Raw genomic sequence first — 20,943 nt, forward strand, 5'->3', positions numbered from 1 at the left:
CGGCTCGCCTTAACCGGGGTGTCTTCGAACAATTGCATCTCGTCGAGCAAATGCCCGTAGTCCGGCTCGTCGACCCCCATCATCTGCTGGATCGCCTTCGACGACAGGCCAACCTTATGGCCCAGCACCCGAGCCCCCTCGGCCACCCGCTGCCGGATGTTGATCAGCTGGATCTCATAGGCATCGACGACGTCGATCTCCGGATGAACAGCGGTCAGCGGAGCGATCGGTGAGCGGCTCCGCCCAGCCTGCGCCAACTGGACAGCTAGCTGGTGGTGTAATTCCCTGCTAAGCACGAGAATTGGTTCCCTCAGCATTTGCAGGTGAAGTCATTGCCTTGGCGTCCATCCCGCCGAGTGGGCCGGTCCCGATCTCGGCGTTATGGGCATGTGCGAAGTGGTGAAGACCGAAGACGGCGTCCATGCCATTGCGTAATCCCATGTGGTCTTCGCAGTGGTTGACCGCCCGCTTGGCCAGTGCGAGACCGAATTGGGGCATCGCCGCGATACGCGTTGCAAGGCCGAAGGTTTCATCGCGTAGCTGCGGCCGTGCGACGACTCGATTGACCATACCGATTTCGTAGGCACGCTGCGCGCTGAACCTCTCACCTGTGTACAAGATCTCCTTGGCAAACCGGGGTCCGAGCACCCAAGGGTGTGCGAAATATTCGACGCCCGGAATGCCCATGCGCACAACGGGATCGCTGAAGAAGGCATCATCGGCGGCCACGATCAGGTCACAGGCCCAGGCAAGCATCAGACCACCGGCCACACACGCGCCTTGCACCATCGCGATAGTGGGCTTCGGGATTTCGCGCCACCTTCGGCACATCCCAAGATAGACCTCTGTCTCCCGCGCAAAACGTTGGTCGCCGCCTGGCTTGTCGACGTGGTCCCACCACAACACCGCCCGATTCTCATAGCGCACGTTGTGGTCACGTTCGGGGGTGCCGATATCGTGACCGGCGCTGAAGTGCTCGCCGGCACCCGCCAACACGATCACCTTGATGTCGTCATCGTCCACTGCGCGCCTAAACGCTGCATCCAGGGCGTAGGTCATCGCCGAGTTCTGCGCATTGCGGTAACGCGGACGGTTCATGGTGACCACAGCGACTCCGGAGGTCACTGCATAGGTGACCACTTCGTCTACATCTGGCGTGTCCATGTTGATGCCTTCCGTCATCACGCATTCCGGTTCTGACCATCATCAGCGCAGTCGACCCGCAGGCAGTAGTCGGTTTCCATACACTGGGAGTCATCTCGATCACAGCTGGTGGGATGCGTGCCGGCAATCCGTGCGGCGCCGCCTCGTTACTCAGCGCATCCCGACTGTCGGGATTACCGATCCGGTACATGCGCCGTTTCCGCGTAGCGTCAACGCTATGCGCTTCTCGTTGCGCTTTGAGCGGACATGTGCCGCGCCAGCGCAGATCGTTTACGACCTGCTCACTGATGTCACGCGGTGGCCTGAGTGGCTAGGCGGTGTGCGGGCCGCGGTCTGGGAGTACCCCGGAACGGCCAACTCCCGTACCGGGGCTATACGTCGAATCACCATGAGCGGCTTGACTATGCGCGAAAAAATTCTGATCGCTGACCGCCCCTACCACCACGCCTATACCATCCTCTCGGGAATCCCCGTCACCGATCACCGCGCCGATGTTCATATATCCACTACGTCTCGCGGATCTCACATCGTATGGAAGGCAACGTTTCGGAGCCGCATTCCGCTCACAGGGCCGCTGATCTGGCTCATGCTGCGCGCGAGCATGCCCACGATGGTGACCGCTCTCGCCCGGGGAGCCGAAGCGCAGCCGACGTAGCCACCGTGCCGGTGAGCATGGATTGCCACCGGTCTCGTCTACAGGATCAAGATGGCCCAAAGCCATTTACCGTCAGCCTCCTTGGTCATTACACGCGGCCCGATGGCGGGCTGGGTTTGGTGCCCCGCGTGGTGGCCGGAGCCAGGCCGTTGTCTTCGCATCGCCGATCACCGCCACCCACACGTGCGGGCGGGTGACCGGAAGTCGTTGATGTTAGCCACTCGCCGCGCAGGGGAGAAGGTTAGGCTGCACGATCTACATGCGGACCAGGGTGAACGGATACGTGTAGGTTCCCGCCGGCGACCCGTTACAACCCGAGGAAAACGAGGAGTCCAACGAGCCAGCAAGCGCGGACGCATCCCATGCGTAGACGTCGTGCGTGGGTATCACGGGGCCGTAGTAGATGTCACCACAACGCAGACCGTCGGGAACGTCGACACTCAAGGTATAGCGGCCATCGGCGAACCGAGCGGTGCCGGTGTACTCGAATGCCCTGGCTACCGGTTGGGGTATCGCGCTCACGCTGACACAGTCACCGCTGCACGACGAAATCGCCCAGATCCAGGTATGGAAGTCGTACCTGCCGGTGATCAAAAGCTGGTAATTGCCGGTTCGCATCTCCGCGTGGGCCACGGGCACGAGCCCGAAGGCCGCCGCCGCCAGGCAGATACCCAGTATGAGCGCCTTCAAGTTCGCTCCATTCTGTTTGGGCCGAAGGATCAGACGACATGCCGTTACCCACCGCAATGGCGGACTGCCCTCGGCGGGGCCGCTGGTCGCGGCTCACATATGCGAGCCGCCGTCCACACGGACTTCGGTGCCGGTGATGAAATAGGCGTCGGGACAGCCCAGCATGGCTACTACGGCGGCTACAGCGTCTGGTCTGGCGAAGATCGCGCCGTCAGCCAGTGGAAGTACGGGCTGAACCTTGCCGAACAAGGAAAAGTCGACGTCAGCAGGTAGGCCCGGACCTACGCTCTGCTTCGATTCTCCTGTGCCATCAGTCATTCCGGAGGAAATTGACCCCGGCTGCACCGAGTTGAACCGGATTCCCTCTTTGCTGAACTCCATTGCCAACGCATGTGTCATCGACTGAATTCCGCCCTTGGATGCGGCGTAGGCGGACATATACGGGTGAGCAAAGGCCGCCGAGGTGGAGCTGAAGTTGACCACGGCTGGACCGACGCCCTCGCGTAGGGCCGGGATCGCCTCGCGGGTCATCAGGAAGGTGCCGACCAGGTTGATACGGAGTACCTGCTCAAAATCGGCCACGGTGGTGTCCAGGAAATGGGCCGAGCGCAGAATCCCCGCCGCGTTGACCAACGTGTCGAGACCTCCCAGCGCCGCGAGCGCCCGGCCGACACCGTCGCGGACGGACTGCTCGTCGCCGACGTCCAACGTCACCGTGGCGAGCCGGTACGCGTACGTGTCGGCCTTGGCCACCGTGTCCTTCAACCCGGACTCGCTGATGTCGGCGGCCACAACTCGTCCGCCTTCCTCCAGCACGCGCAGCACGGTTGCTTGTCCAATGCCCGAGCCACCCCCGCTGATCAAAACGCGGCGATTCGCATATCTCTGAGGACTGTTCACAACGGGGATGGTGCTCCGCGGAATCGGCAATGTCAGCCGCATGTCCCGGTGGGTGGTCCTCTCCTAGGCGGGGAGGGGCCCGGTATGGACCCGGTTCGGGTGCCCTCGCATGGGATCCGCAGCGATGGATAGGCGTCCCGGTAAGCGGGACATCGTGTGGTTCACGTCTCACCCGACTGGGAGGGTTCTGCTCGACGCAGCTCGGACCGATGTGGTGCAGGGCGTGACCCGAGCTGCGATGTCTGGTGTCGACGAGGTGAAGGAGCCACAGCCGGTGATCACGAAGGCGCCCGACCGTTGGTCGCCGGGGCTTTCGTCGTTTGGCGCCAAGCTGGCTGGGCCCATGCAGGCCATCGGGGGACTGGCCGCGATGGCGGCCGATGCGGCGAAGTTCGCTGTCCGCAGGCCGTTTCAGGGACGAGAGTTCCTGGATCAGTCGTGGTTTGTCGCACGCGTCTCGCTGATGCCCACGCTGCTGGTAGCCATTCCATTTACCGTGCTGGTCAGCTTCACGCTCAATATCCTGCTGCGCGAACTGGGTGCGGCCGACCTTTCGGGGGCGGGTGCAGCCTTCGGGGCGGTCACCCAGGTCGGCCCCCTGGTCACGGTGCTGATCGTGGCGGGCGCCGGCGCCACGGCGATGTGCGCCGATCTGGGCTCGCGCACCATCCGTGAAGAGATCGACGCGTTGGAAGTGTTGGGAATCAATCCCGTTCAACGATTGGTCACCCCGCGCATGCTGGCATCGGGACTGGTGGCACTGCTGCTCAACAGCGTCGTCTGCATCATCGGCATCCTGGGCGGCTACACGTTCTCGGTGTTCGTCCAGGACGTCAACCCGGGTGCATTCGCGGCGGGCATCACCCTGCTGACCGGGGTGCCCGAATTGATCATTTCCTCGGTCAAAGCGCTGTTGTTCGGTCTCATCGCCGGCCTGGTGGCCTGCTACCGCGGGCTGACGATCACCGGTGGCGGCGCCAAAGCTGTGGGCAACGCCGTCAACGAGACGGTGGTATACGCGTTCATGTCGCTGTTTGTCATCAACGTCGTGGTGACGGCTATCGGCATCCAGATGACGGCGAAGTAGGCAGACGGTGACGCTGCGAGCGGCATATCCGGGTCTGGCCCGAGAAATCAACAGACCGATCAGCGCGCTGACCGGCATCGGTGACCACGTCGCGTTCTACGGGAAGGCGATCGCCGGGGCCCCGTTTGCGGCCACCCGCTACCGGCGAGAAATCATCCGCTTGATCGCCGAAATCAGCATGGGCGCTGGCACCTTGGCGATGATCGGCGGGACAGTGGTCATCGTCGGATTTCTCACCTTGGCGACGGGTGGGACGCTGGCCATCCAGGGATACAGCTCGCTGGGCAACATTGGCATCGAGGCGTTGACCGGCTTTTTGGCCGCGTTCATCAACGTCCGTATCTCGGCGCCGATTGTCGCCGGCATCGGCTTGGCGGCCACCTTCGGCGCCGGCGTGACCGCCCAACTGGGCGCCATGCGCATCAATGAGGAAATCGATGCGCTCGAAAGTATGGGGATCCGGCCCGTTTCCTACCTAGTGAGCACACGGATCGTCGCCGGTATGCTGGCGATCACGCCGCTGTACTCGATCGCGGTCATCTTGTCGTTCGTGGCCAGCCAATTCACCACCGTGGTCGTGCTGGGGCAATCCGGTGGGCTCTATGGTCACTACTTCTCGACGTTTCTGAACCCAACCGACCTATTGTGGTCATTTCTGCAGGCGATCCTGATGGCCTTGGCCATCCTGTTCACCCACACCTACTACGGCTACTTCGCCAGCGGGGGACCCTCGGGTGTCGGGGTCGCGGTGGGTACTGCGGTGCGCACTTCCCTGATCATCATCGTGTCGGTCACCCTGCTGGTTTCGCTGGCCATTTACGGCGCCAACGGCAACTTCAACTTGTCGGGCTAGGGGAAGAAAGCTGATGTGGAACAACACTGTTCGCCCCTTGCTGGGTCTGGCCACCGTCGGTGTGATCGGCGCGATCGTCGCTGCCACCATCGTGTTGTTCGAAGGCGGTGCCATCGAATCGGTGCCGGTCACGGTGCTATCGCCCCGGGCGGGACTGGTGATGAACCCGGACGCCAAGGTGAAGCTGCATGGTGCACAAGTGGGCAAGGTCTCCTCGATCGACAACCTGCCCGACGGCCGGGCCGCGATTCACCTGGCGATCAATCCCTCCTGGCTGAATCTGATTCCCGCCAATACCGGCGTCGACATCGAATCAACGACCGTCTTCGGGTCGAAATTCGTGCAACTCATCCCACCGCCCGATCCCTCCCCCCAGTCGCTGAAGGCGGGCCAAATCCTTGACTCTGAGCATGTCACCGTCGAAATCGACACCGTGTTCGAGCAATTGGTGTCGGTGTTGTCGCAGATCGAACCGGAAAAGCTCAATGAGACCCTTGGCGCTCTCGCGCAAGCGTTCAGCGGCCGCGGTGACAAACTCGGCCACACCCTGGCCGATCTGGACGCCCTGTTGACCAAGATCGACCCGAGCCTGACCTCCCTGAGGCACGAACTCTCGGTGGCCCCACAGGTGCTCAACGCCTACGCCGACGTGGCCCCCGAACTGGTTAAGACGGTTCAAAACGCGACCCGGCTGAGCGACACCGTGGTCGACCGGCAGCGTGATCTCGACACCGCGCTCATCAGCGCGATTGCGCTGGCCGACATCGGAAACGACGTGCTGGCGGACAACGCGCAGGCGTTCACTGCCGTCCTTCATCTGCTGGTCCCCACCACGAACCTGACCAACAAATACAACCAAGCCATCACCTGCGCGCTGGCCGGCCTCAAGCCGCTGGCCACCGGTCCGCCCCTGCCCGTACCGGGTGTCCTGTTGCTGGATTCGTTTCTGCTGGGCACCGAACGTTACCGGTACCCGCAGAACCTCCCCAAGGTCGCGGCGACGGGCGGTCCGCAATGCATGGGCCTACCAGACGTGGGCTTCGGGCACCGCCCGCCCTACCTGGTCACCGACATTGACGCCAACCAGGCGCAGTACGGAAACCAGGGAATCCTGTTGAACTCCAATCGTCTTAAGCAGTGGCTGTTCGGGCCGATCGACGGGCCGCCGCGCAACACCCCACAGATCGGGATGCCGGGATGACGGGCTCGGTCGGGACGACCGTCAAGTTCGGGCTGTTCGCGGTGGTGACTATTGTGCTGACGGCTGCCCTGTTCGCCATCCTCGGCCAGTACCGCACAGGTTCGACATATGGCTATTCCGCGGTGTTGAGCGATGCCTCCAGCCTTAAGGCCGGTGATTCGGTGCGTGCCGCCGGGATCCGGGTCGGCACGGTCAATCATGTTGCGCTGCAATCGAATAACACCGTGCTGGTGAGTTTCGACGCGAACCGCGAGGTCAGGCTCACTACCAGCACGCGAGTCGCGGTGCGTTACCTCAACCTGGTCGGGGATCGCTACCTTGACCTGCTCGACGCCCCCGGTTCTGCCGGGATTCAGCCGCCCGGATCGCGGATTCCGATAAACCGCACCGAGCCGGCGCTGGACCTCGATTTGTTGTTGGGTGGGCTCAAACCGGTGATTCAGGGGCTCAACCCTCAATCGGTGAATGCGCTGACCAACTCGTTGATCCAGATTCTGCAAGGCAGCAGCGGCGATGTGGAGTCGTTGTTCGCCAAGACCTCGTCCTTCTCCAACGCCCTGGCCGACAACGGGCAAGTGGTGCAGCAGTTGATCGACAATCTCAACGAGGTGGTCGCCACGGTGGCCAAGGACGGCGGCAAATTCTCGGCGACGGTCGGACGCCTCGAGCGGCTCATCACGGACTTGTCGGCTGACCGTGATCTGATAGGCGACGCCATCACCGCGCTCGACAAGGGAACCGCGTCATTGGCCGACCTGCTTACCCAGGCCCGTCCGCCGCTGGCCGGTACCGTCGACCAACTCAATCGGCTGGCTCCGTTGCTCGACAATGACAAGGCGCGGCTGGACCTCGCTTTGCAGAAAGCCCCCGAAAACTACCGCAAACTCGTGCGGTTGGGCGCCTACGGAAGTTTCATCAACCAGTACCTGTGTGGCATCTCCATTCGCGTCACCGACCTTCAGGGCCGCACGGCCGTCTTCCCGTGGATCACCCAAAACACCGGACGATGCGGGGAACCCTGATGCTGAAATATCGCGGCACACAACTCATCCGGGCCGGCTTCATCGCGTTCGTGCTGATCGTGCTAGTCATCATCATCGGCCTGCACCCCCAACAGCTGTGGTCGATGGCTACCTCCATCCGGTACCAGGCGCTGTTCACCGAGGCCGGGGGCCTAACTGCAGGCAACGACGTCCGAGTGTCGGGCGTGAAAATGGGAACGGTCTCCGACGTCACGCTCAGCCATGGCAAAGCATTGGTGACCTTTAGCCTCGACGCCAATGTGCACCTGGGATCGAGCACGACAGCCCACATCAGGACGGGCACCCTGCTGGGTGCGCGGATGCTGGCCTTAGAGCCCGCAGGCGCCGGCAGCATGCACTCCTCCGATGTCATCCCGGTACATCGGACGACATCGCCATACTCCCTGACCGACGCCGTCAGCGACTTCACCGCCAACACCGCCGCCACCGACACCGGCGCGCTCAACGCATCCTTGGACACATTGGCCGAAACGATCGAGCGGATCACACCACGACTGGGGCCCACGTTCGACGGCCTGAGCAGACTGTCGCAATCGTTGAACAGCAGGAATGAATCGCTGGCCCATCTTCTCAAAAGCGCCGCCGATGTCACCGGCATCCTGTCGGAACGCAGCCAGCAGGTCAACACCATGTTGCTCAATGCCAACGACCTGCTCGGAGTCCTGAATCAGCGTCGTTACTCGATCGTCAACCTGCTGGCCAACACCTCGGCGCTGGCCCAGCAACTCTCGGGCATGGTGGCGGACAACGAAAAAGAACTCGCGCCGACACTGGCCAAACTCAACTCGGTCACCGCGATGCTGGAAAAGAACCGCGATAACATCGCCAAGGCGATCGTCGGATTAGCCAAATACCAAGTAACCCAGGGCGAATCGGTCAACAACGGCTTTTATTACAACGCATTCGTCGGCAATCTGATCCCGGCGCAGGCCCTGCAACCGTTCCTGGACTACGCGTTCGGATTCCGGCGGGGCGTCAATGCGGGTCAACCACCCGACAATGCCGGACCGCGCGCGGAATTCCCCTGGCCGCACAACGGCATTCCGGGAGGACGATGATGGCGACCGGGGTGAACAAGGCGTGGTACACCAAGGCGCTGCTGGTGACATTGGTGGGACTTATCGCTGCGGGAACGGCTTTCGTGGTACACGCCGAAGTGTTCGGGCCCATGGTGATTACCGCATATTTCCGCTCCGCGACCGCCATCTACCCCGGCGACGAGGTGCGCGTGGTGGGGGTCAAGGTTGGCACCATCAAGTCCATCGAACCCCAGGGGACCCAGGCCAAGATGACACTGGCCGTCGACCGTGATGTGCCGATCCCGGCCGACGCCAAGGCCGTGATCGTGGCACAGAACCTGGTGGCGGCCCGGTATGTGCAGCTGACCCCGGCTTACGAAGCCACGGGAACCGGCGGTCCGACGATGGCCGATGGGGCGGTGATCGGCGTGGAGCGAACCGCGGTACCCGTCGAGTGGGATCAGGTCAAAACGCAACTGATGCGGCTGGCCACCGAATTGGGTCCCGCAAGCGGCCTTTCCACCAGTTCGCTCGGGCACTTTATCGACAGCGCGGCCAATGCCATGGACGGCAACGGCGACAAGCTTCGGCGGACGATCACCGAGCTGTCTCAGGTCGGGCGCATCCTCGCCGGCGGTAGCGGCAACATCGTCGACATCATCAAGAATCTTCAGATCTTCGTTACCGCCCTGCGCGACAGCAACGTCCAGATCGTCGAATTCCAGGACCGCCTCGCAACGGTGAGCAGCGTCGTGGACGGCAACCGGTCAGACTTGGATGCCGCGCTGACCAACCTATCCTCGGCGGTCGGTGAGGTGCGCCGATTCATCGCCGGAAGCCGAGACCAGACCGCAGAACAAATTCAACGACTGGCCAACGTGACGAAAAACCTGGCCGACAACCGCATGGCGGTGGAAAACCTTCTGCACGTGGCGCCCAACGCAATCGCCAACGGCTACAACATCTATAGCCCGGACTCCGGAACGGCACGGGGAGCCTTCGCCATGTCGAACTTCGCCAATCCGGTGGCACTGGTGTGCTCGGCGATCGGCGCGGTGAAGAATGCCACCGCGGCCGAGACGGCGAAGCTGTGCGCCCAATACTTGGGCCCCGCACTGCGTTTGATCAACTTCAACTACCTACCGATCCCGTTCAACGCCTATCTGGCCAAATCGCCGAGCCCGGACAACCTCGTCTATTCGGATCCGAACCTGATGCCCGGCGGGCCGGGCGGAGTCCCCCCCATCCCAACCGATCCACCCGCAGTGTCGGCCTACACCGGCGCGGGCGACATACCACCCCCTCCGGGATGGGAATTGCCGCCGGGTCCCCCGGGGATCTACGCCCCTAACGGATTACCCGCTGACCCTTCGCCAGCGCTGTTCCCCCGTGCGCCAATCCCACCGGGAGTGCCCCGGCCGGCCCCAGCGGCCCCCGGCCCGGCCAGCCTGCAGGACATGCTGCTGCCGGCTGGTCCGCAACCACCGCTGCCGACCGCATCCCAGCCCGGAGGCACACCGTGACCGGATCGCGATCAACGCGGCGTCTCGCAGCGATCGCGTCATGGGTGGTGTTGACGGCAACCGGATGCGCTTTCGATGGCCTCAATTCACTGCCTCTACCTGGCACCGTCGGACGAGGCCAGGACGCGGTGACTTACCACGTCCAAATCGCTAATGTCGGTACGCTGGAATCTAATTCGCCGGTGATGATCAACGACGTCGTCGTTGGCAGCGTGGGCAAGATGACGCTGCGCGATTGGCATGCCGACGTGGATATCTCGGTGCGTCCAGACGCCGTGGTGCCGGCCAACGCTCTCGCCAGGATCGGCCAGACAAGCCTGTTGGGCTCGATGCACCTGGAACTGAACCCCCCACCGGGCGTGCCCGCGGCCGGCAGGCTCGCACCCGGGGCGACCATCGGTCTGCAACGCTCCTCGACCTATCCGTCCACCGAGCAGACCCTGTCCTCGCTGTCAGTTGTCGTCAACGGCGGGGGACTGGGCAAGGTCGGAGGCCTCATCAACGAGTTCAACGCGGCACTGGGCGGGCGCGAGGACAAGATCCGCGATCTGCTGACGCATTTGAACGACTTCGTCGGTGTTTTGGATTCCCAGCGTGACAACATCAACGCATCCATCACGGCATTGAACGCCCTGGCCGGCACCCTTGCCGGACAAAGCGGTGTCATAACCGAAGCGCTGCAACGGATTCCGCCCGCACTGGACGTTCTGATCAAAGAGCGGCCAAGGATCACGACCGCGCTGGATAAATTCCGGGTGTTCAGCAACACGGCCACCGGATTGATCAACGCCACGCACGACGATCTGGTCGCCAACCTGAAAAATCTGGAGCCGACCGTGCGCGCACTCGCCGACGTCGGCCCGAGCCTCGACACCGTCCTGGCCTTCGCGCCGGCATATCCCTACCCGCAGAACTTCATCGACCGCGCGATCCGGGGCGACTATTTGAACGAGTTCATCACTTTCGACTTCACGATCCCGCGGCTCAAGAGGGGACTGTTGCTGGGCACACGATGGGGGCAGGAGGGAGCCACGCTGGTGCCCGCCCCGGGAGACCCCTGGTATGCCACCTTCACCAAGGACCCGCTCACCGCGCCCCTCACGGCCCCGCCGAACGCGGTGGCCACGCCGCCCATGGCCGGTCCGCCAACGCCGGCCGGCGCCCCGGTGACCACCCAGCAGCTCAGCCAGCCACCGATCCCGGCGCCGACCGATTTCGTGCCACAGGATGTGGGGGACCGCTGATGTTGACGCGCTTCGTCCGAATTCAGCTGACCATCTTCACCATCGCGTCGGTCATCGGGATGACCGTGATGATCGTCGAATACCTGCAAGTGCCCACCCTGCTGGGCGTCGGCCGCATGCGGGTCACGCTGGAATTGCCGGGCACCGGCGGACTTTACCGGTTTTCCAACGTGACCTATCGAGGAGTGGAGGTCGGAAAAGTCACCGACGTGCGGCCCACCCGCGCCGGCGCCGAGGCCACACTGTCGTTGAACACCAGCCCGCAAATCCCGGCGGGTCTGCGCGCGGAGGTGCTCAGCGTGTCGGCGGTCGGAGAGCAATATGTGGACCTGCAGCCAGCGACGGCGGCAGGACCTTACCTACATGACGGCTCCATCATCCCCGCGGCACACACCTCGATCCCACAGGCCGTCGGACCGATGCTGGATCAAGTCAGCACGCTGATCAACAGCGTCCCCAAGACCAAGATCAGCGGTCTGCTCGACGAAACGTTCAAGGTCTTCAACGGATCCGGGTACGACGTCGGGTCGCTGCTGGACTCCTCGTCACAACTCGTCGGCGACGCCAACACCAACGCCGAGCGGTCACGCACCCTCATCGACGACAGCCGGCCCCTGCTCGACGGCCAGGCGCAATCGGGCGGCGCCATCCGCACGTGGGCACGCAGCCTCGCCGGCGTCAGCCAACAACTCGTCACCGACGACCACCAGACACGGACGCTGCTGCACGGGGCTCCAGGGGCCGCCGATGAGGCGTCACGCCTGTTCAATCAGGTCAAGCCGACGCTGCCGATGCTCTTGGCGAACCTCACCACGCTGGGCCAGGTCGGTGTCACCTATCACCCCTCCCTCGAGCAGCTGCTGGTGTTGCTGCCGCCCACCATCGCCGCCACTCAGTCCTACGGCGCACCCAAGAACAATCCCACCGGATACTCCCTGGGCGACTTCACCCTTACCATCGGCGACCCGCCCGCATGCACGGTAGGGTTCTTGCCGCCGTCGTCGTGGCGGTCACCAGAGGACACGACGGTGATCGACACTCCCGACGGGCTGTACTGCAAACTGCCGCAGGATTCACCCATTGGGGTACGCGGCGCCCGGAACTACCCGTGCATGGGCCATCCCGGCAAGCGCGCGCCCACGGTCGAAATCTGCAACAGCGACAAACCTTTCGAGCCGTTGGCGATCCGCCAACACGTCCTGGGTCCCTACCCCCTCGATCCGAACCTCGTCGCGCAGGGCGTCCCGCCCGATGACCGCGTCAGCTTCGGTGACCAAATCTTCGGACCACTCGAGGGCACCCCGCCGCCGGGACCGCTGCCGCCAGCGGCCGGCCCCGCGCCCGGGCCCCCGCCGGATTCGCCGCCGCCCGCCCCGGCCGCAGCGCCGCCACCTGACGGTTCCGAGGGGCCCGCCCCGGCTGCCGCGCCGAGTGCATACACACCTCGGCGGTCCGGCCCATCGGTTGCCGTCGCAACCTATGACCCACGAACCGGCCGGTACGCCACCCCCGACGGCACCGTGTATCGCCAATCGGACCTGGTCCCCCGCGCCGGTACGAGGTCCTGGAAAGACCTCTTCCCCACATGAGCGGCCGCTCACGCCGACGTCTTCGGACCGCAGCCCTCATCGGCGCCGTCGTGGTCATGTCGCTAAGCACCGCGCCCCTCGGCAGCGCGGCCGGCGACTGGGGCCTGAACGGCACCTACACGGCGACATCCAACGGGGAGTGGACCAAGACCAACGAGATCTTTCACAACGAGGCCAGCATCCGAAGTATCTGGACGATCAACACGACCTGCAGTTATCCCACCGAATGCACCGGCACGGTAGTCAGCGACTGGGGTTGGCGCGCCCCGATCTATCAAACCGGCGGTGTGTGGTTCGTCAAGCACATCGTCGACAACTGGCAGCCCTGCCCGGATGGAACCGCGGCTCAGGGATTCCAGGTCTTCAGGTTCGTCCCCACCAACCCCGACGGAGATGCCGTCGATCCAACCTCGGCCGTTCTCACCGGCGCCGACGAGACGACCGGCGTCAGCGGCGCCTGCGGGCGAAGTAAGACGTTGTTCATCAGCATGCCGTTCAAGCTCGTCAAGAGTGGGTGAGGGCCGAGAATGAAACCATCCATCACCTCGCAGCATTCGGGTCGTCTCGCAGACCTACGCCTCAAAAGACGCGCGACGCGAGCGATCCTGCCCGTGGCCATGGCGGTGACGGCCCTCCTGGCGTGCACACCCGTCCACGGGTGGGCTGGACCGTCCACGTGTGACAACCCAACCTGCGTCCCGGGTATCACCGGAGGTGTCGTGCTGGGCGCGCCGTGCCCGGATACCACCCACTTCGTGTTCGGCACCACCTCGTGGGGCCGGTTGGTCTTCTGCGGATCTCCGCGGCGTTATGAACCCCGGTACTTCCGTTCCCCCTCGATGTGGGGAATCAAAGAGGAGAACTCCAACTGCGAGGGCTTCGAAAACTCGGTCGCACAAGCCCCCGATGGCTTGTTCCTCACATGCCTGTCTGTCGACGGTGCACCCCGCTGGGTTCGTGGCGACACCTAAATCACCCCATATGCCGGTGGCGAACAATATGCTCGGGCGTCCCGCGCAGTCCCTAGCCGGGCTGGCGGTTGCAATCCTCGTTGCGACGGCCGCATCCGCGACGCCCGTTGCCCGTGCTGACGAGCCGGTGCTGCACCACGTCACCTACACCGTCACCGCGCAGCGCCGCGTCACCGCAGACATCTACTTCCGGGACGCCGATCCGCCCGGCTGGGCCGAATACAGCCACGACCCGTACCAATTCAGCCCTAAGGTCGAGGCCGACGTGGGGCCAGCCACACGGTGGACCCGGGACGTCTGGTTGGCAGCTCCCGATGAATGGGCCATGGTCGTCGCCACCAGCGGGATGTCGCCGGCCACGCCGGACTTTCACTGCGAACTCGCCATAGACGGGGCAGTCGTGGCCACCAACAACGGCGTCAAAGGCGCATTGTGTTCGGTGCGCCACTGGTAATTCGGTGCTCGGCAGGCGCCGAGGTGAATGCTCACTCAGCGGGAACTGCAGTCCAAGACTGCGCCGCACGACGCTACCTTGTGCGCTACTAGCCGCTTGTATCAACCAATCGCCCGGCCAGCTTCGCTCGCACGCGGCGGAAACGGAGAGAGCACGGCAATGCCCGCCGCCAGTTCGTTCCCGAAACGGGACGCGAGTCCTCTCGATGTCACCTCCGAGCGGCCCGTCGATGCTCAGCTTCTCGAGGCAGCGGAGGCAGAAGCTGCCGAAGCCGAAGCGCTCGCCGCCGCTGCCCGGGCCCGCGTCCAGTCCATGCGGCAACACCAACAGTCAGAAGCAACCGACACCGCATCGGCAGAAATCGCTGAGACCCCAGCCGACGATGCGTCGGCAACTCCCGCGGATGACGTCACCGATCGGGACATCACCGATGCCACTGAACTGCCCGATCAAGGCGGCAAGGCGCCCCGGCGGCAGAGAAAGACATACTTCCACCGCCCGAAACGAACCACGATGGTCGCGTCCGTCGGGATGCTCTGCACCGCAGCGCTTCTCGTCGCGAGTGCTGTCATGGTCCGACACCACAATCAGCTGCTAGACAAGCAACAGCGTGCCGCGGAATTCACAGCGGCCGCACGACAAGTCGTGGTCACCCTGATGTCGATTAGCGCGGACAGCGCCAAAGACGACGTACAGCGCATCATCGACAGCTCGACCGGGCAGTTCAGAGATGACTTCCGCGGCGCGGCCGCGGAGTTCGTCAAAGCCGCTCAGACCGCGAAGGTCTCGGCCAAGACGACCGTGCAAGCCGCGTGCCTGGAATCCATGACCGAGGACACCGCAGTCGTGGCCGTTGCCGCCAGCTCCACGCTCTCCAATACCACCGGCGCCCCCGAGCAGCCGCGTTCTTGGCGGCTCAGCGTCAAACTGGCCCGAGACGGCGGGAAAATCAAGATGTCAAGCATGGAGTTCATCCCATGACCATCGGGCAGCTCGAAAACGACAACCTCACCAACGTTGAACTCGCCCTCGCAGGGGCCAGCGACGACCAGCGCGACGACACTACCGGTGACGATCAAAGGACGACCGCAGACGCCGCCAGCGAGACGCGCCGCACCCGGATACGAACCGCACTATCGCACTGGCCGCTACTCATCATCGGTCTGCTGTTGGTAGCGGCCGCCGCCGCAACCGCCACACTGTACTTTGGCCAATATCGACACGACCAGCAGACCAACGACGCTGCGGCAAAGGCGGTGATCGGTGCCGCAACCGAGGGGACCGTCGCGCTGCTGTCCTACACACCCGACAAACTGGAAAGCGACCTGGCCGGTGCAAAGTCACACCTGACCGGTGACTTCTTGACGTACTACGGCAAATTTGCCGACCAAATCGTGGCGCCCGCAGCCAAGCAGAAAGCCGTCAATACCCAAGCAGCGGTCAAGCGCGCGGTCATCAGCGAGCTGCACCCAGAAACGGCCAGGGTGCTGGTCTTCCTCGATCAGACCACAACGAGCAAGGATCAACCTGAGCCGGTCCAGACCGCCAGCAGCGTCATGGTCAGCTTGATCAAAGTCCATGGCGCATGGCTTATCTCGGCGTTCGATCCCATCTAGAACTGCCCTGGCTCCGGGACGGGGTTGAATCCGCCGAACGAAACATTCATCATGCATAGTTATCGGCCACGAGACAATGACCGGTGTCGCATTCTCATTGAGGAGATGATTGATGGCCACCCCTGAGACCCCGTCCCGCTACACTGTCATTTCTGCGGATACCCACGCCGGCGCCGACCTCCTCGAATACAAGCCGTACCTCCCGAAGGCGTTCCACGACGACTTCGACGCGTGGGCCACGACGTATGCCAGTCCTTTCGATGACTTGATCATCGCTACCGCAAAGCGCAACTGGGACCATGAGTTGCGTATTTCCGAGATGGACGCTGACGGGGTTGCGGCAGAGCTGTTGCTGCCCAACACTGTTCCTCCCTTCTTTCCGACGTCTCCCAACATCACCATCTCGTTGCCCCAGAACCGAGCAGAGTTCGAACACCGCTGGGCGGGCGTGCAGGCGCACAACCGATGGCAGGTCGATTTTTGTTCGCTGGCACCCGCACGCCGGCGAGGACTGATCCAGGTATTCCCCAACGACGTCGACGCCGCGCTGGACGAAATTCGTTGGGGCAACGAGCAAGGCTGCTTCGGTGGAGTGCTGCTGCCCCCAGTATCGCCGGGCGACCCCAATGTCGCCCCGCTGTTCCACACTCGGTATGAGCCGATTTGGCAGTTGTGCAGCCAACTGGATCTGACGATCGTGCAGCACGGCGGTCCGGGAAGTCCGGCAATGCCCATGGATCAGCCGGCATCCAACGCCGTGCTCATCACGGAAATGGCGCTGTGGGCCCAGCGCAGCCTGGGCCATCTCATCCTGGCCGGGGTTTTCGAGCGTTACCCCACGCTACGGTTCGCCCCTACAGAGCAGGGCACACTGTGGGTACAGCAGCAACTGATGACGCTCGATGCGATGGTCCCGACGATGAAGTCCGAAGCCGGCAACCGCACGTACGGCATGTTCGGTGGTTCCTCGGTCGATGGGCTTACCCTCACGCCGAGTCAGTACGCCCAGCGGAACTGCTACCTGGCCAGCGAATTGGCGCCCTTTGAATCAGTGATGATTGATTTCATGGGTGCAGACCACATTCTATGGGGAAGCGACTATCCGCACGAGGAGGGCTTCACTCCTCAATCCAGGCTGGCCATCCGGTGGGCGCTACAGAACAGATCGGAAAGCGAGTGCCGAAAAATTCTGGCGGAGAACGCGGCCCGGCTGTACCGATTCGACCTCGATGCACTGGCGCCGATTGCAGCCGAGATCGGGCCGACCGTGGCTGAAGTGCATACCCCCCTTGAGGACACCGGGTACCGTGCCCCGGCCGCGTTCGGCTACCGCCCCTTCGAGGGGGGACTCGCGTTGAAGCGCCTCGCTCCCCAACGCCGGTAATCGCGCCCTGATACGAGAGTCTCCAAAAGCCGGTTCATAAAGTTGCCCGGGGTTAGGCCCCCGGCCACTGAAGAGAGCGGTCTTCCGCAGCGCGCTGTTCAGACGCACCCCAGTGCTTGACTCAAGCGCAACTTTTCAGGCCTTATGCGGTGGTTTGTTTCGTCAGATCCGCGGTCAGAGATGATGATGGGGGCAGCCCGGCTCGGCACTTTCCAACACGCGATGTCTGGGATGGGTCGTAGGCGTGCTCTATCGGCGATGTTTTGCTTACTCCCGCGGATGAATGAAAACCCCTTCTGCTGAAACGGTTACGCCATCGCTGTCGCTGAGCTGTCCAGCGGCGAAGGTCTTGACCCCTTCGACGCGGTCGACCCAGGCCTCGGCGCGAAGAGGCTTTCGTAGCGAGGTTCCTCGGTGGTAGCGCAGGGTCAGCGTCCCGGTGTAGGCCGGCCGCCCTGGCTTGTGGGCGGTAGCGCCCAGTACATGGTCCAACACCATCGCGCAGACACCGCCGTGCGCGTAACCCGCCGGTCCTTCATAGGCTGCACCGAGGACGAGTTCCGACCAAACCAATCCGTTTCCCTCGTGAATCACGAGTGGGGGAGCCAACGGGTTGCGGACTCCGATCACCGCATTACCTGAAGCCGCGTTTTGCCCGTCGGCGCGGGTGCGCTCGCCGAACGATCCAGGTATCTGCTCGGCGCTCAGTCGGCCTGTGATTGCGTCTATCTCGGCCGTTGTGGAGGCAATAGCGTTGGGCTCCAACTCCGTTCGGATTGTTGCGTCGATGAGTTTGCGAACGGAAATGGCCAGTAGCTCGTATGTAGACGAGGGGTCAGTCATCGGTATACCCAAATCCCCGGTGTCGGCGGTGTCGCTGGCAAGGTCCTCGCCCTCGCTGACAGCGAACCGCGAGCCGGGGCGCGGCGTCCCTCAGGCGTGGCACGCCGACTGTTGGCGTTGCAGCGGGCGTGGTGCGGGCCGCACGCTGCAGAACCGGGGGACGCTGCACATGGAGTCGACGCTTGGCGACTTCGGTGGTCATCGCCTACCAGCGTGAAGTGAGCGGTCGCGGTCCGGAAGGTGGCGTCCCGTCCAGCGGGCATAGCACAGGGACATCTCGGCTGTGCTGTTAATCTGGCAAAATGGCCGAGCCCAGCGATAAGCCGGTGAAGTCGGCACTTGCCGCCACCAGTTGGGCGTTGCTGGGCATGCTCTCTTATGAAGAGGAAGTTTCCGGCTACGACCTGAAAAAATGGATCGACTGGAGCGTTGACCTCTACTACTGGAGCCCGTCGAACAGCCAGATCTATACCGAGCTGAAGAAGCTCCAAAGCTTGGGGCTGGTGACATCACGCATCGAACGTGACGAGGGCACCCGCAGCCGCCGGCTCTACAAGATCACCGCGGCCGGGTTGGACGCCGTCACCGACTGGACCAACAATGCCCCAGTGGATCCGCCGGTGCTCAAACACAGCGTGCTGATGCGCGTGACGTTCGGTCATCTGACGACCCCCGCTCGGCTCAAGGAAATGTTGCAGGACCACGTGGCCTACGCCGAAGCCAGGCATCGCAAAGCTGTCGAGGACGCCGAAGGCGCCGAGGACGAGCCCGCTTGGGCCTACTCAGTGCTCGCGCTGCGCTGGGCGGCCAAGTACTACGCCGCCGAGCGCGAGTTTGCGCTGGAACTGATGAAGGAAATCGACGAGGCCGACGGCTCCATGCAGAAGGCGAAAGGCGGATCGGGCAAATTACGCCCCACGCCCGGGTACTGGCGTGAGGTGGAAAAGCAGGTCCAAGCCAAGCGCCGAGACGACTAACCGCCGCCGGCGGCGTCTCTGGCGGCGATGTAGCCGTATACCAACCCTTGGGCGATCGTTGCGCCCGCGCCGGGATATGTGGCTCCGAACGCGTTGGCGGCGGTGTTACCGATGGCGTACAACCCGGTGATGACAGTGCCGTCTTCGCGCAGCACCCGTGCCCGCTCGTCGGCCTTGAGTCCACCGCAGGTACCCAGGTCGCTGAGCACCATCTTCACAGCGTAGAACGGGCCCTTGGTCAACGGTCGCAGATTGGGATTCGGCGTTATCGTCGGGTCACCGTAGTAGCGGTCATAGGCGCTGCGGCCGCGACCGAAGTCGGGATCCTCGCCAAGAGCAGCGCTTTCGTTGAAACGCGTCATCGTCTGGTTGAACTCTGACGGGGGAGTGCCGATCCGAGCGCCGAGTTCGCGCAGGCTGTCGGCGCGCACCGCGATACCCGCGTCATACCAGGTCTGTGGAATGGGCATGCGCGGAAACAGTTCGGCGCCAAAGACATAGCTGTTGCGGTATTGCTGATCGAAGATGATCCACATTGCTTCTACCGGTTGCCCGGACTGCTCGAGTTCGAGCAATCGCTGACCGAACGACATGTAGTCGGCCGACTCGTTGGCGAAGCGATGCCCATTTTGGTTGACGATGAGGCAGCCCGGAAGTGATCGCTCCGCGAGCATGACAGCGGGCGCCTTGCCCGGCAGCGGCGCGATCGCGGGAAACCACCAAGCCTGGTCCATCAGATCGATGTCTGCGCTGAGTTCTTGGGCGACGCGGATCCCCTCGCCGGTATTTGAGTCGGCGCCCAGGCTGACGTTGGGGTCCAGTGACTCGGACTGAAATTTCCAGCGCATCTCCATGCAGTGGTCAAAGCCGCCGGTGGCCAGCACCACCCCTTGCCGGGCCGTGATGGTCACTTCACGGCCGCCATGGCCGACAACCGCACCGCTGACGCGGTCACCGCTGCCGACCAGGCGCACCAAGCTGGTGTCGGTCCAGATCGGGATCTGAGCGCGCAACACACCGGCGAACAGGGCGGCGGCCAGGGCTTGGCCGCCCGCGGCATAGTGCCGGCCCAGCAGCCGGCCACCGAGACCTTGGGCCAATCGTTTCGCCAGGGTCGGAATCCCCTTGCGCGGCACCCGCGCCACCAGATTGAGCCAACGGTAGTCGGCGCCCGTCGTAGGGATGGTGAAGCCGGCCTCCATGACTCCTGGCCGTAGCCGGCTGCGATATTCGCCCAGGACGGCAGTGTCTAGAGGCCGGCACTCGCAGGTACGCCCGGCTGCGCTGCCACCGGGCTCTTCGGGGTGGTAGTCGGAGTATTCCCGGGCCCAAAAGAGCCGCATCGGAGTCGTTCGCTCGAGCAGCTCGACGGTCGCGGAGAGATGTGTCAAAAACCCCGCGGAACGCGGAGGCGGCGCTGAGCCCGCAACCACGGAGTCAAGATAGGTGGCGGCGCGCTCGGCGGTGTCGTTGGCACCGGCCCGCTGCAACACCGGGCCCGCGGGCAGCCACAGCGCCCCACCGGAACGTGCCGTCGAACCACCCACGTACGAGGACTTCTCGACAATCAGCACGGAGAGCCCTCGGTCGTGGGCGGCGAGTGCTGCGGCCATGCCGGTTCCCGAACCGACCACGAGTAGGTCCACCGTCGTGTCGGACACGGGAAGTCCAGCAGGAATCGTCGCGCTGTGCGTTGTCACGCCTGGTAACGGTAAGCGGCCGGGCCGCTT

Annotated in this window: 22 protein-coding genes; 16 read left to right on the forward strand and 6 right to left on the reverse strand. The window is 63.6% G+C overall.

Features of this window, described 5'->3' with window-relative positions; translation table 11 throughout:
* A partial coding sequence (locus tag A5704_RS26095; RefSeq protein ID WP_369828504.1) for a 2-keto-4-pentenoate hydratase occupies positions 1-317 on the reverse strand: 317 nt, incomplete at its 3' end.
* Positions 289-1,164 carry an enoyl-CoA hydratase gene (locus A5704_RS26100; RefSeq protein ID WP_067755539.1) on the reverse strand — a complete coding sequence of 292 codons (876 nt, stop codon included), beginning with the start codon at positions 1,162-1,164 and terminating at the stop codon, positions 289-291. The genes A5704_RS26095 and A5704_RS26100, both read right to left, overlap by 29 nt.
* Positions 1,165-1,381: 217 nt before the next feature.
* On the opposite strand from A5704_RS26100, the gene A5704_RS26105 reads away from it, so the two are divergent.
* On the forward strand, positions 1,382-1,819 hold the full coding sequence (locus A5704_RS26105) for an SRPBCC family protein (protein ID WP_067755521.1): 438 nt from the start codon (positions 1,382-1,384) through the stop codon (positions 1,817-1,819).
* Between the two features lie 255 nt (positions 1,820-2,074).
* On the opposite strand, the gene A5704_RS26110 is transcribed toward A5704_RS26105, so the two are convergent.
* Entirely contained in the window at positions 2,075-2,437 is a 363-nt protein-coding gene (locus A5704_RS26110; RefSeq protein ID WP_231969380.1) for a hypothetical protein, read from the reverse strand.
* A gap of 165 nt (positions 2,438-2,602) precedes the next feature.
* On the reverse strand, positions 2,603-3,409 hold the full coding sequence (locus A5704_RS26115) for an SDR family NAD(P)-dependent oxidoreductase (protein WP_067755518.1): 807 nt from the start codon (positions 3,407-3,409) through the stop codon (positions 2,603-2,605).
* Positions 3,410-3,647: 238 nt separating this feature from the next.
* Between A5704_RS26115 and A5704_RS26120 the strand changes: the two genes are divergently transcribed.
* The 14 genes from A5704_RS26120 to A5704_RS26180 all read left to right on the forward strand — a co-directional run bounded on the left by A5704_RS26120 (position 3,648) and on the right by A5704_RS26180 (position 17,393).
* On the forward strand, positions 3,648-4,496 hold the full coding sequence (locus tag A5704_RS26120; protein WP_067755514.1) for an ABC transporter permease: 849 nt from the start codon (positions 3,648-3,650) through the stop codon (positions 4,494-4,496).
* Positions 4,497-4,503: 7 nt separating this feature from the next.
* The gene (locus tag A5704_RS26125) at positions 4,504-5,349 is read left to right on the forward strand and encodes an ABC transporter permease (RefSeq protein WP_067755511.1); all 846 of its coding nucleotides are present in this window, start codon (positions 4,504-4,506) and stop codon (positions 5,347-5,349) included.
* Positions 5,350-5,362: 13 nt separating this feature from the next.
* A complete protein-coding gene (locus A5704_RS26130; RefSeq protein ID WP_067755508.1) occupies positions 5,363-6,550 on the forward strand; it encodes an MCE family protein in 1,188 nt (395 codons plus the stop codon).
* Positions 6,547-7,572, forward strand: a complete 1,026-nt coding sequence (locus tag A5704_RS26135; RefSeq protein ID WP_067755505.1) for an MCE family protein — start codon at positions 6,547-6,549, stop codon at positions 7,570-7,572. The genes A5704_RS26130 and A5704_RS26135 overlap by 4 nt, the downstream gene beginning before the upstream one ends.
* Positions 7,572-8,651: an MCE family protein gene (locus A5704_RS26140; RefSeq protein WP_067755533.1), complete on the forward strand. Its 1,080-nt coding sequence runs from the start codon at positions 7,572-7,574 to the stop codon at positions 8,649-8,651. Before A5704_RS26135 ends, A5704_RS26140 begins: the two co-directional genes overlap by 1 nt.
* A complete protein-coding gene (locus A5704_RS26145) occupies positions 8,651-10,135 on the forward strand; it encodes an MCE family protein (protein ID WP_082950347.1) in 1,485 nt (494 codons plus the stop codon). Before A5704_RS26140 ends, A5704_RS26145 begins: the two co-directional genes overlap by 1 nt.
* Positions 10,132-11,379: an MCE family protein gene (locus tag A5704_RS26150; RefSeq protein WP_082950348.1), complete on the forward strand. Its 1,248-nt coding sequence runs from the start codon at positions 10,132-10,134 to the stop codon at positions 11,377-11,379. The genes A5704_RS26145 and A5704_RS26150 overlap by 4 nt, the downstream gene beginning before the upstream one ends.
* Positions 11,379-12,968 (forward strand): MCE family protein, encoded by a 1,590-nt coding sequence (locus tag A5704_RS26155; RefSeq protein WP_067891818.1) that lies wholly within the window; start codon positions 11,379-11,381, stop codon positions 12,966-12,968. The genes A5704_RS26150 and A5704_RS26155 overlap by 1 nt, the downstream gene beginning before the upstream one ends.
* 56 nt (positions 12,969-13,024) lie before the next feature.
* A complete protein-coding gene (locus A5704_RS26160) occupies positions 13,025-13,486 on the forward strand; it encodes a hypothetical protein (protein WP_067755530.1) in 462 nt (153 codons plus the stop codon).
* Between the two features lie 99 nt (positions 13,487-13,585).
* Positions 13,586-13,939, forward strand: coding sequence for a hypothetical protein (locus A5704_RS29470; RefSeq protein WP_082950350.1), 354 nt, complete (start codon positions 13,586-13,588; stop codon positions 13,937-13,939).
* 10 nt (positions 13,940-13,949) lie between these two features.
* Positions 13,950-14,393 (forward strand): hypothetical protein, encoded by a 444-nt coding sequence (locus A5704_RS26165; RefSeq protein WP_231969374.1) that lies wholly within the window; start codon positions 13,950-13,952, stop codon positions 14,391-14,393.
* Between the two features lie 159 nt (positions 14,394-14,552).
* The gene (locus A5704_RS26170) at positions 14,553-15,374 is read left to right on the forward strand and encodes a hypothetical protein (protein ID WP_067755493.1); all 822 of its coding nucleotides are present in this window, start codon (positions 14,553-14,555) and stop codon (positions 15,372-15,374) included.
* Positions 15,371-16,009, forward strand: a complete 639-nt coding sequence (locus tag A5704_RS26175) for a twin-arginine translocation pathway signal (protein ID WP_156670114.1) — start codon at positions 15,371-15,373, stop codon at positions 16,007-16,009. Before A5704_RS26170 ends, A5704_RS26175 begins: the two co-directional genes overlap by 4 nt.
* A 112-nt stretch (positions 16,010-16,121) precedes the next feature.
* Complete coding sequence (locus tag A5704_RS26180) at positions 16,122-17,393, forward strand: amidohydrolase family protein (protein ID WP_082950351.1); 1,272 nt, start codon at positions 16,122-16,124, stop codon at positions 17,391-17,393.
* 267 nt (positions 17,394-17,660) lie between these two features.
* On the opposite strand, the gene A5704_RS28050 is transcribed toward A5704_RS26180, so the two are convergent.
* Complete coding sequence (locus A5704_RS28050; RefSeq protein WP_082950352.1) at positions 17,661-18,236, reverse strand: PaaI family thioesterase; 576 nt, start codon at positions 18,234-18,236, stop codon at positions 17,661-17,663.
* Positions 18,237-18,538: 302 nt separating this feature from the next.
* Between A5704_RS28050 and A5704_RS26185 the strand changes: the two genes are divergently transcribed.
* A complete protein-coding gene (locus A5704_RS26185) occupies positions 18,539-19,213 on the forward strand; it encodes a PadR family transcriptional regulator (protein WP_067752631.1) in 675 nt (224 codons plus the stop codon).
* Here the strand turns inward: A5704_RS26185 and A5704_RS26190 are convergent.
* Positions 19,210-20,913 carry a 3-ketosteroid-delta-1-dehydrogenase gene (locus A5704_RS26190; protein ID WP_197504964.1) on the reverse strand — a complete coding sequence of 568 codons (1,704 nt, stop codon included), beginning with the start codon at positions 20,911-20,913 and terminating at the stop codon, positions 19,210-19,212. The genes A5704_RS26185 and A5704_RS26190 overlap by 4 nt on opposite strands.
* Positions 20,914-20,943: the final 30 nt, after the last annotated feature.

This window comes from Mycobacterium sp. E735, from assembly GCF_001666955.1.
In the GTDB taxonomy this organism is placed as follows: Bacteria; Actinomycetota; Actinomycetes; order Mycobacteriales; family Mycobacteriaceae; genus Mycobacterium.

Bases quoted from the DNA above. Each gene is read 5' to 3' on its own strand.
- A5704_RS26105 (WP_067755521.1), top strand. From the start codon at position 1,382: ATGCGCTTCTCGTTGCGCTTTGAGCGGACATGTGCCGCGCCAGCGCAG.
- A5704_RS26170 (WP_067755493.1), top strand. From the start codon at position 14,553: ATGCCCGCCGCCAGTTCGTTCCCGAAACGGGACGCGAGTCCTCTCGAT.
- A5704_RS26160 (WP_067755530.1), top strand. From the start codon at position 13,025: ATGTCGCTAAGCACCGCGCCCCTCGGCAGCGCGGCCGGCGACTGGGGC.
- A5704_RS29470 (WP_082950350.1), top strand. From the start codon at position 13,586: ATGGCGGTGACGGCCCTCCTGGCGTGCACACCCGTCCACGGGTGGGCT.
- A5704_RS26175 (WP_156670114.1), top strand. From the start codon at position 15,371: ATGACCATCGGGCAGCTCGAAAACGACAACCTCACCAACGTTGAACTC.
- A5704_RS28050 (WP_082950352.1), bottom strand. From the start codon at position 18,236: ATGACTGACCCCTCGTCTACATACGAGCTACTGGCCATTTCCGTTCGC.
- A5704_RS26185 (WP_067752631.1), top strand. From the start codon at position 18,539: ATGGCCGAGCCCAGCGATAAGCCGGTGAAGTCGGCACTTGCCGCCACC.
- A5704_RS26120 (WP_067755514.1), top strand. From the start codon at position 3,648: ATGTCTGGTGTCGACGAGGTGAAGGAGCCACAGCCGGTGATCACGAAG.
- A5704_RS26180 (WP_082950351.1), top strand. From the start codon at position 16,122: ATGGCCACCCCTGAGACCCCGTCCCGCTACACTGTCATTTCTGCGGAT.
- A5704_RS26140 (WP_067755533.1), top strand. From the start codon at position 7,572: ATGCTGAAATATCGCGGCACACAACTCATCCGGGCCGGCTTCATCGCG.
- A5704_RS26100 (WP_067755539.1), bottom strand. From the start codon at position 1,164: ATGGACACGCCAGATGTAGACGAAGTGGTCACCTATGCAGTGACCTCC.
- A5704_RS26110 (WP_231969380.1), bottom strand. From the start codon at position 2,437: ATGCGAACCGGCAATTACCAGCTTTTGATCACCGGCAGGTACGACTTC.
- A5704_RS26135 (WP_067755505.1), top strand. From the start codon at position 6,547: ATGACGGGCTCGGTCGGGACGACCGTCAAGTTCGGGCTGTTCGCGGTG.
- A5704_RS26155 (WP_067891818.1), top strand. From the start codon at position 11,379: ATGTTGACGCGCTTCGTCCGAATTCAGCTGACCATCTTCACCATCGCG.
- A5704_RS26145 (WP_082950347.1), top strand. From the start codon at position 8,651: ATGGCGACCGGGGTGAACAAGGCGTGGTACACCAAGGCGCTGCTGGTG.
- A5704_RS26165 (WP_231969374.1), top strand. From the start codon at position 13,950: ATGCCGGTGGCGAACAATATGCTCGGGCGTCCCGCGCAGTCCCTAGCC.
- A5704_RS26130 (WP_067755508.1), top strand. From the start codon at position 5,363: ATGTGGAACAACACTGTTCGCCCCTTGCTGGGTCTGGCCACCGTCGGT.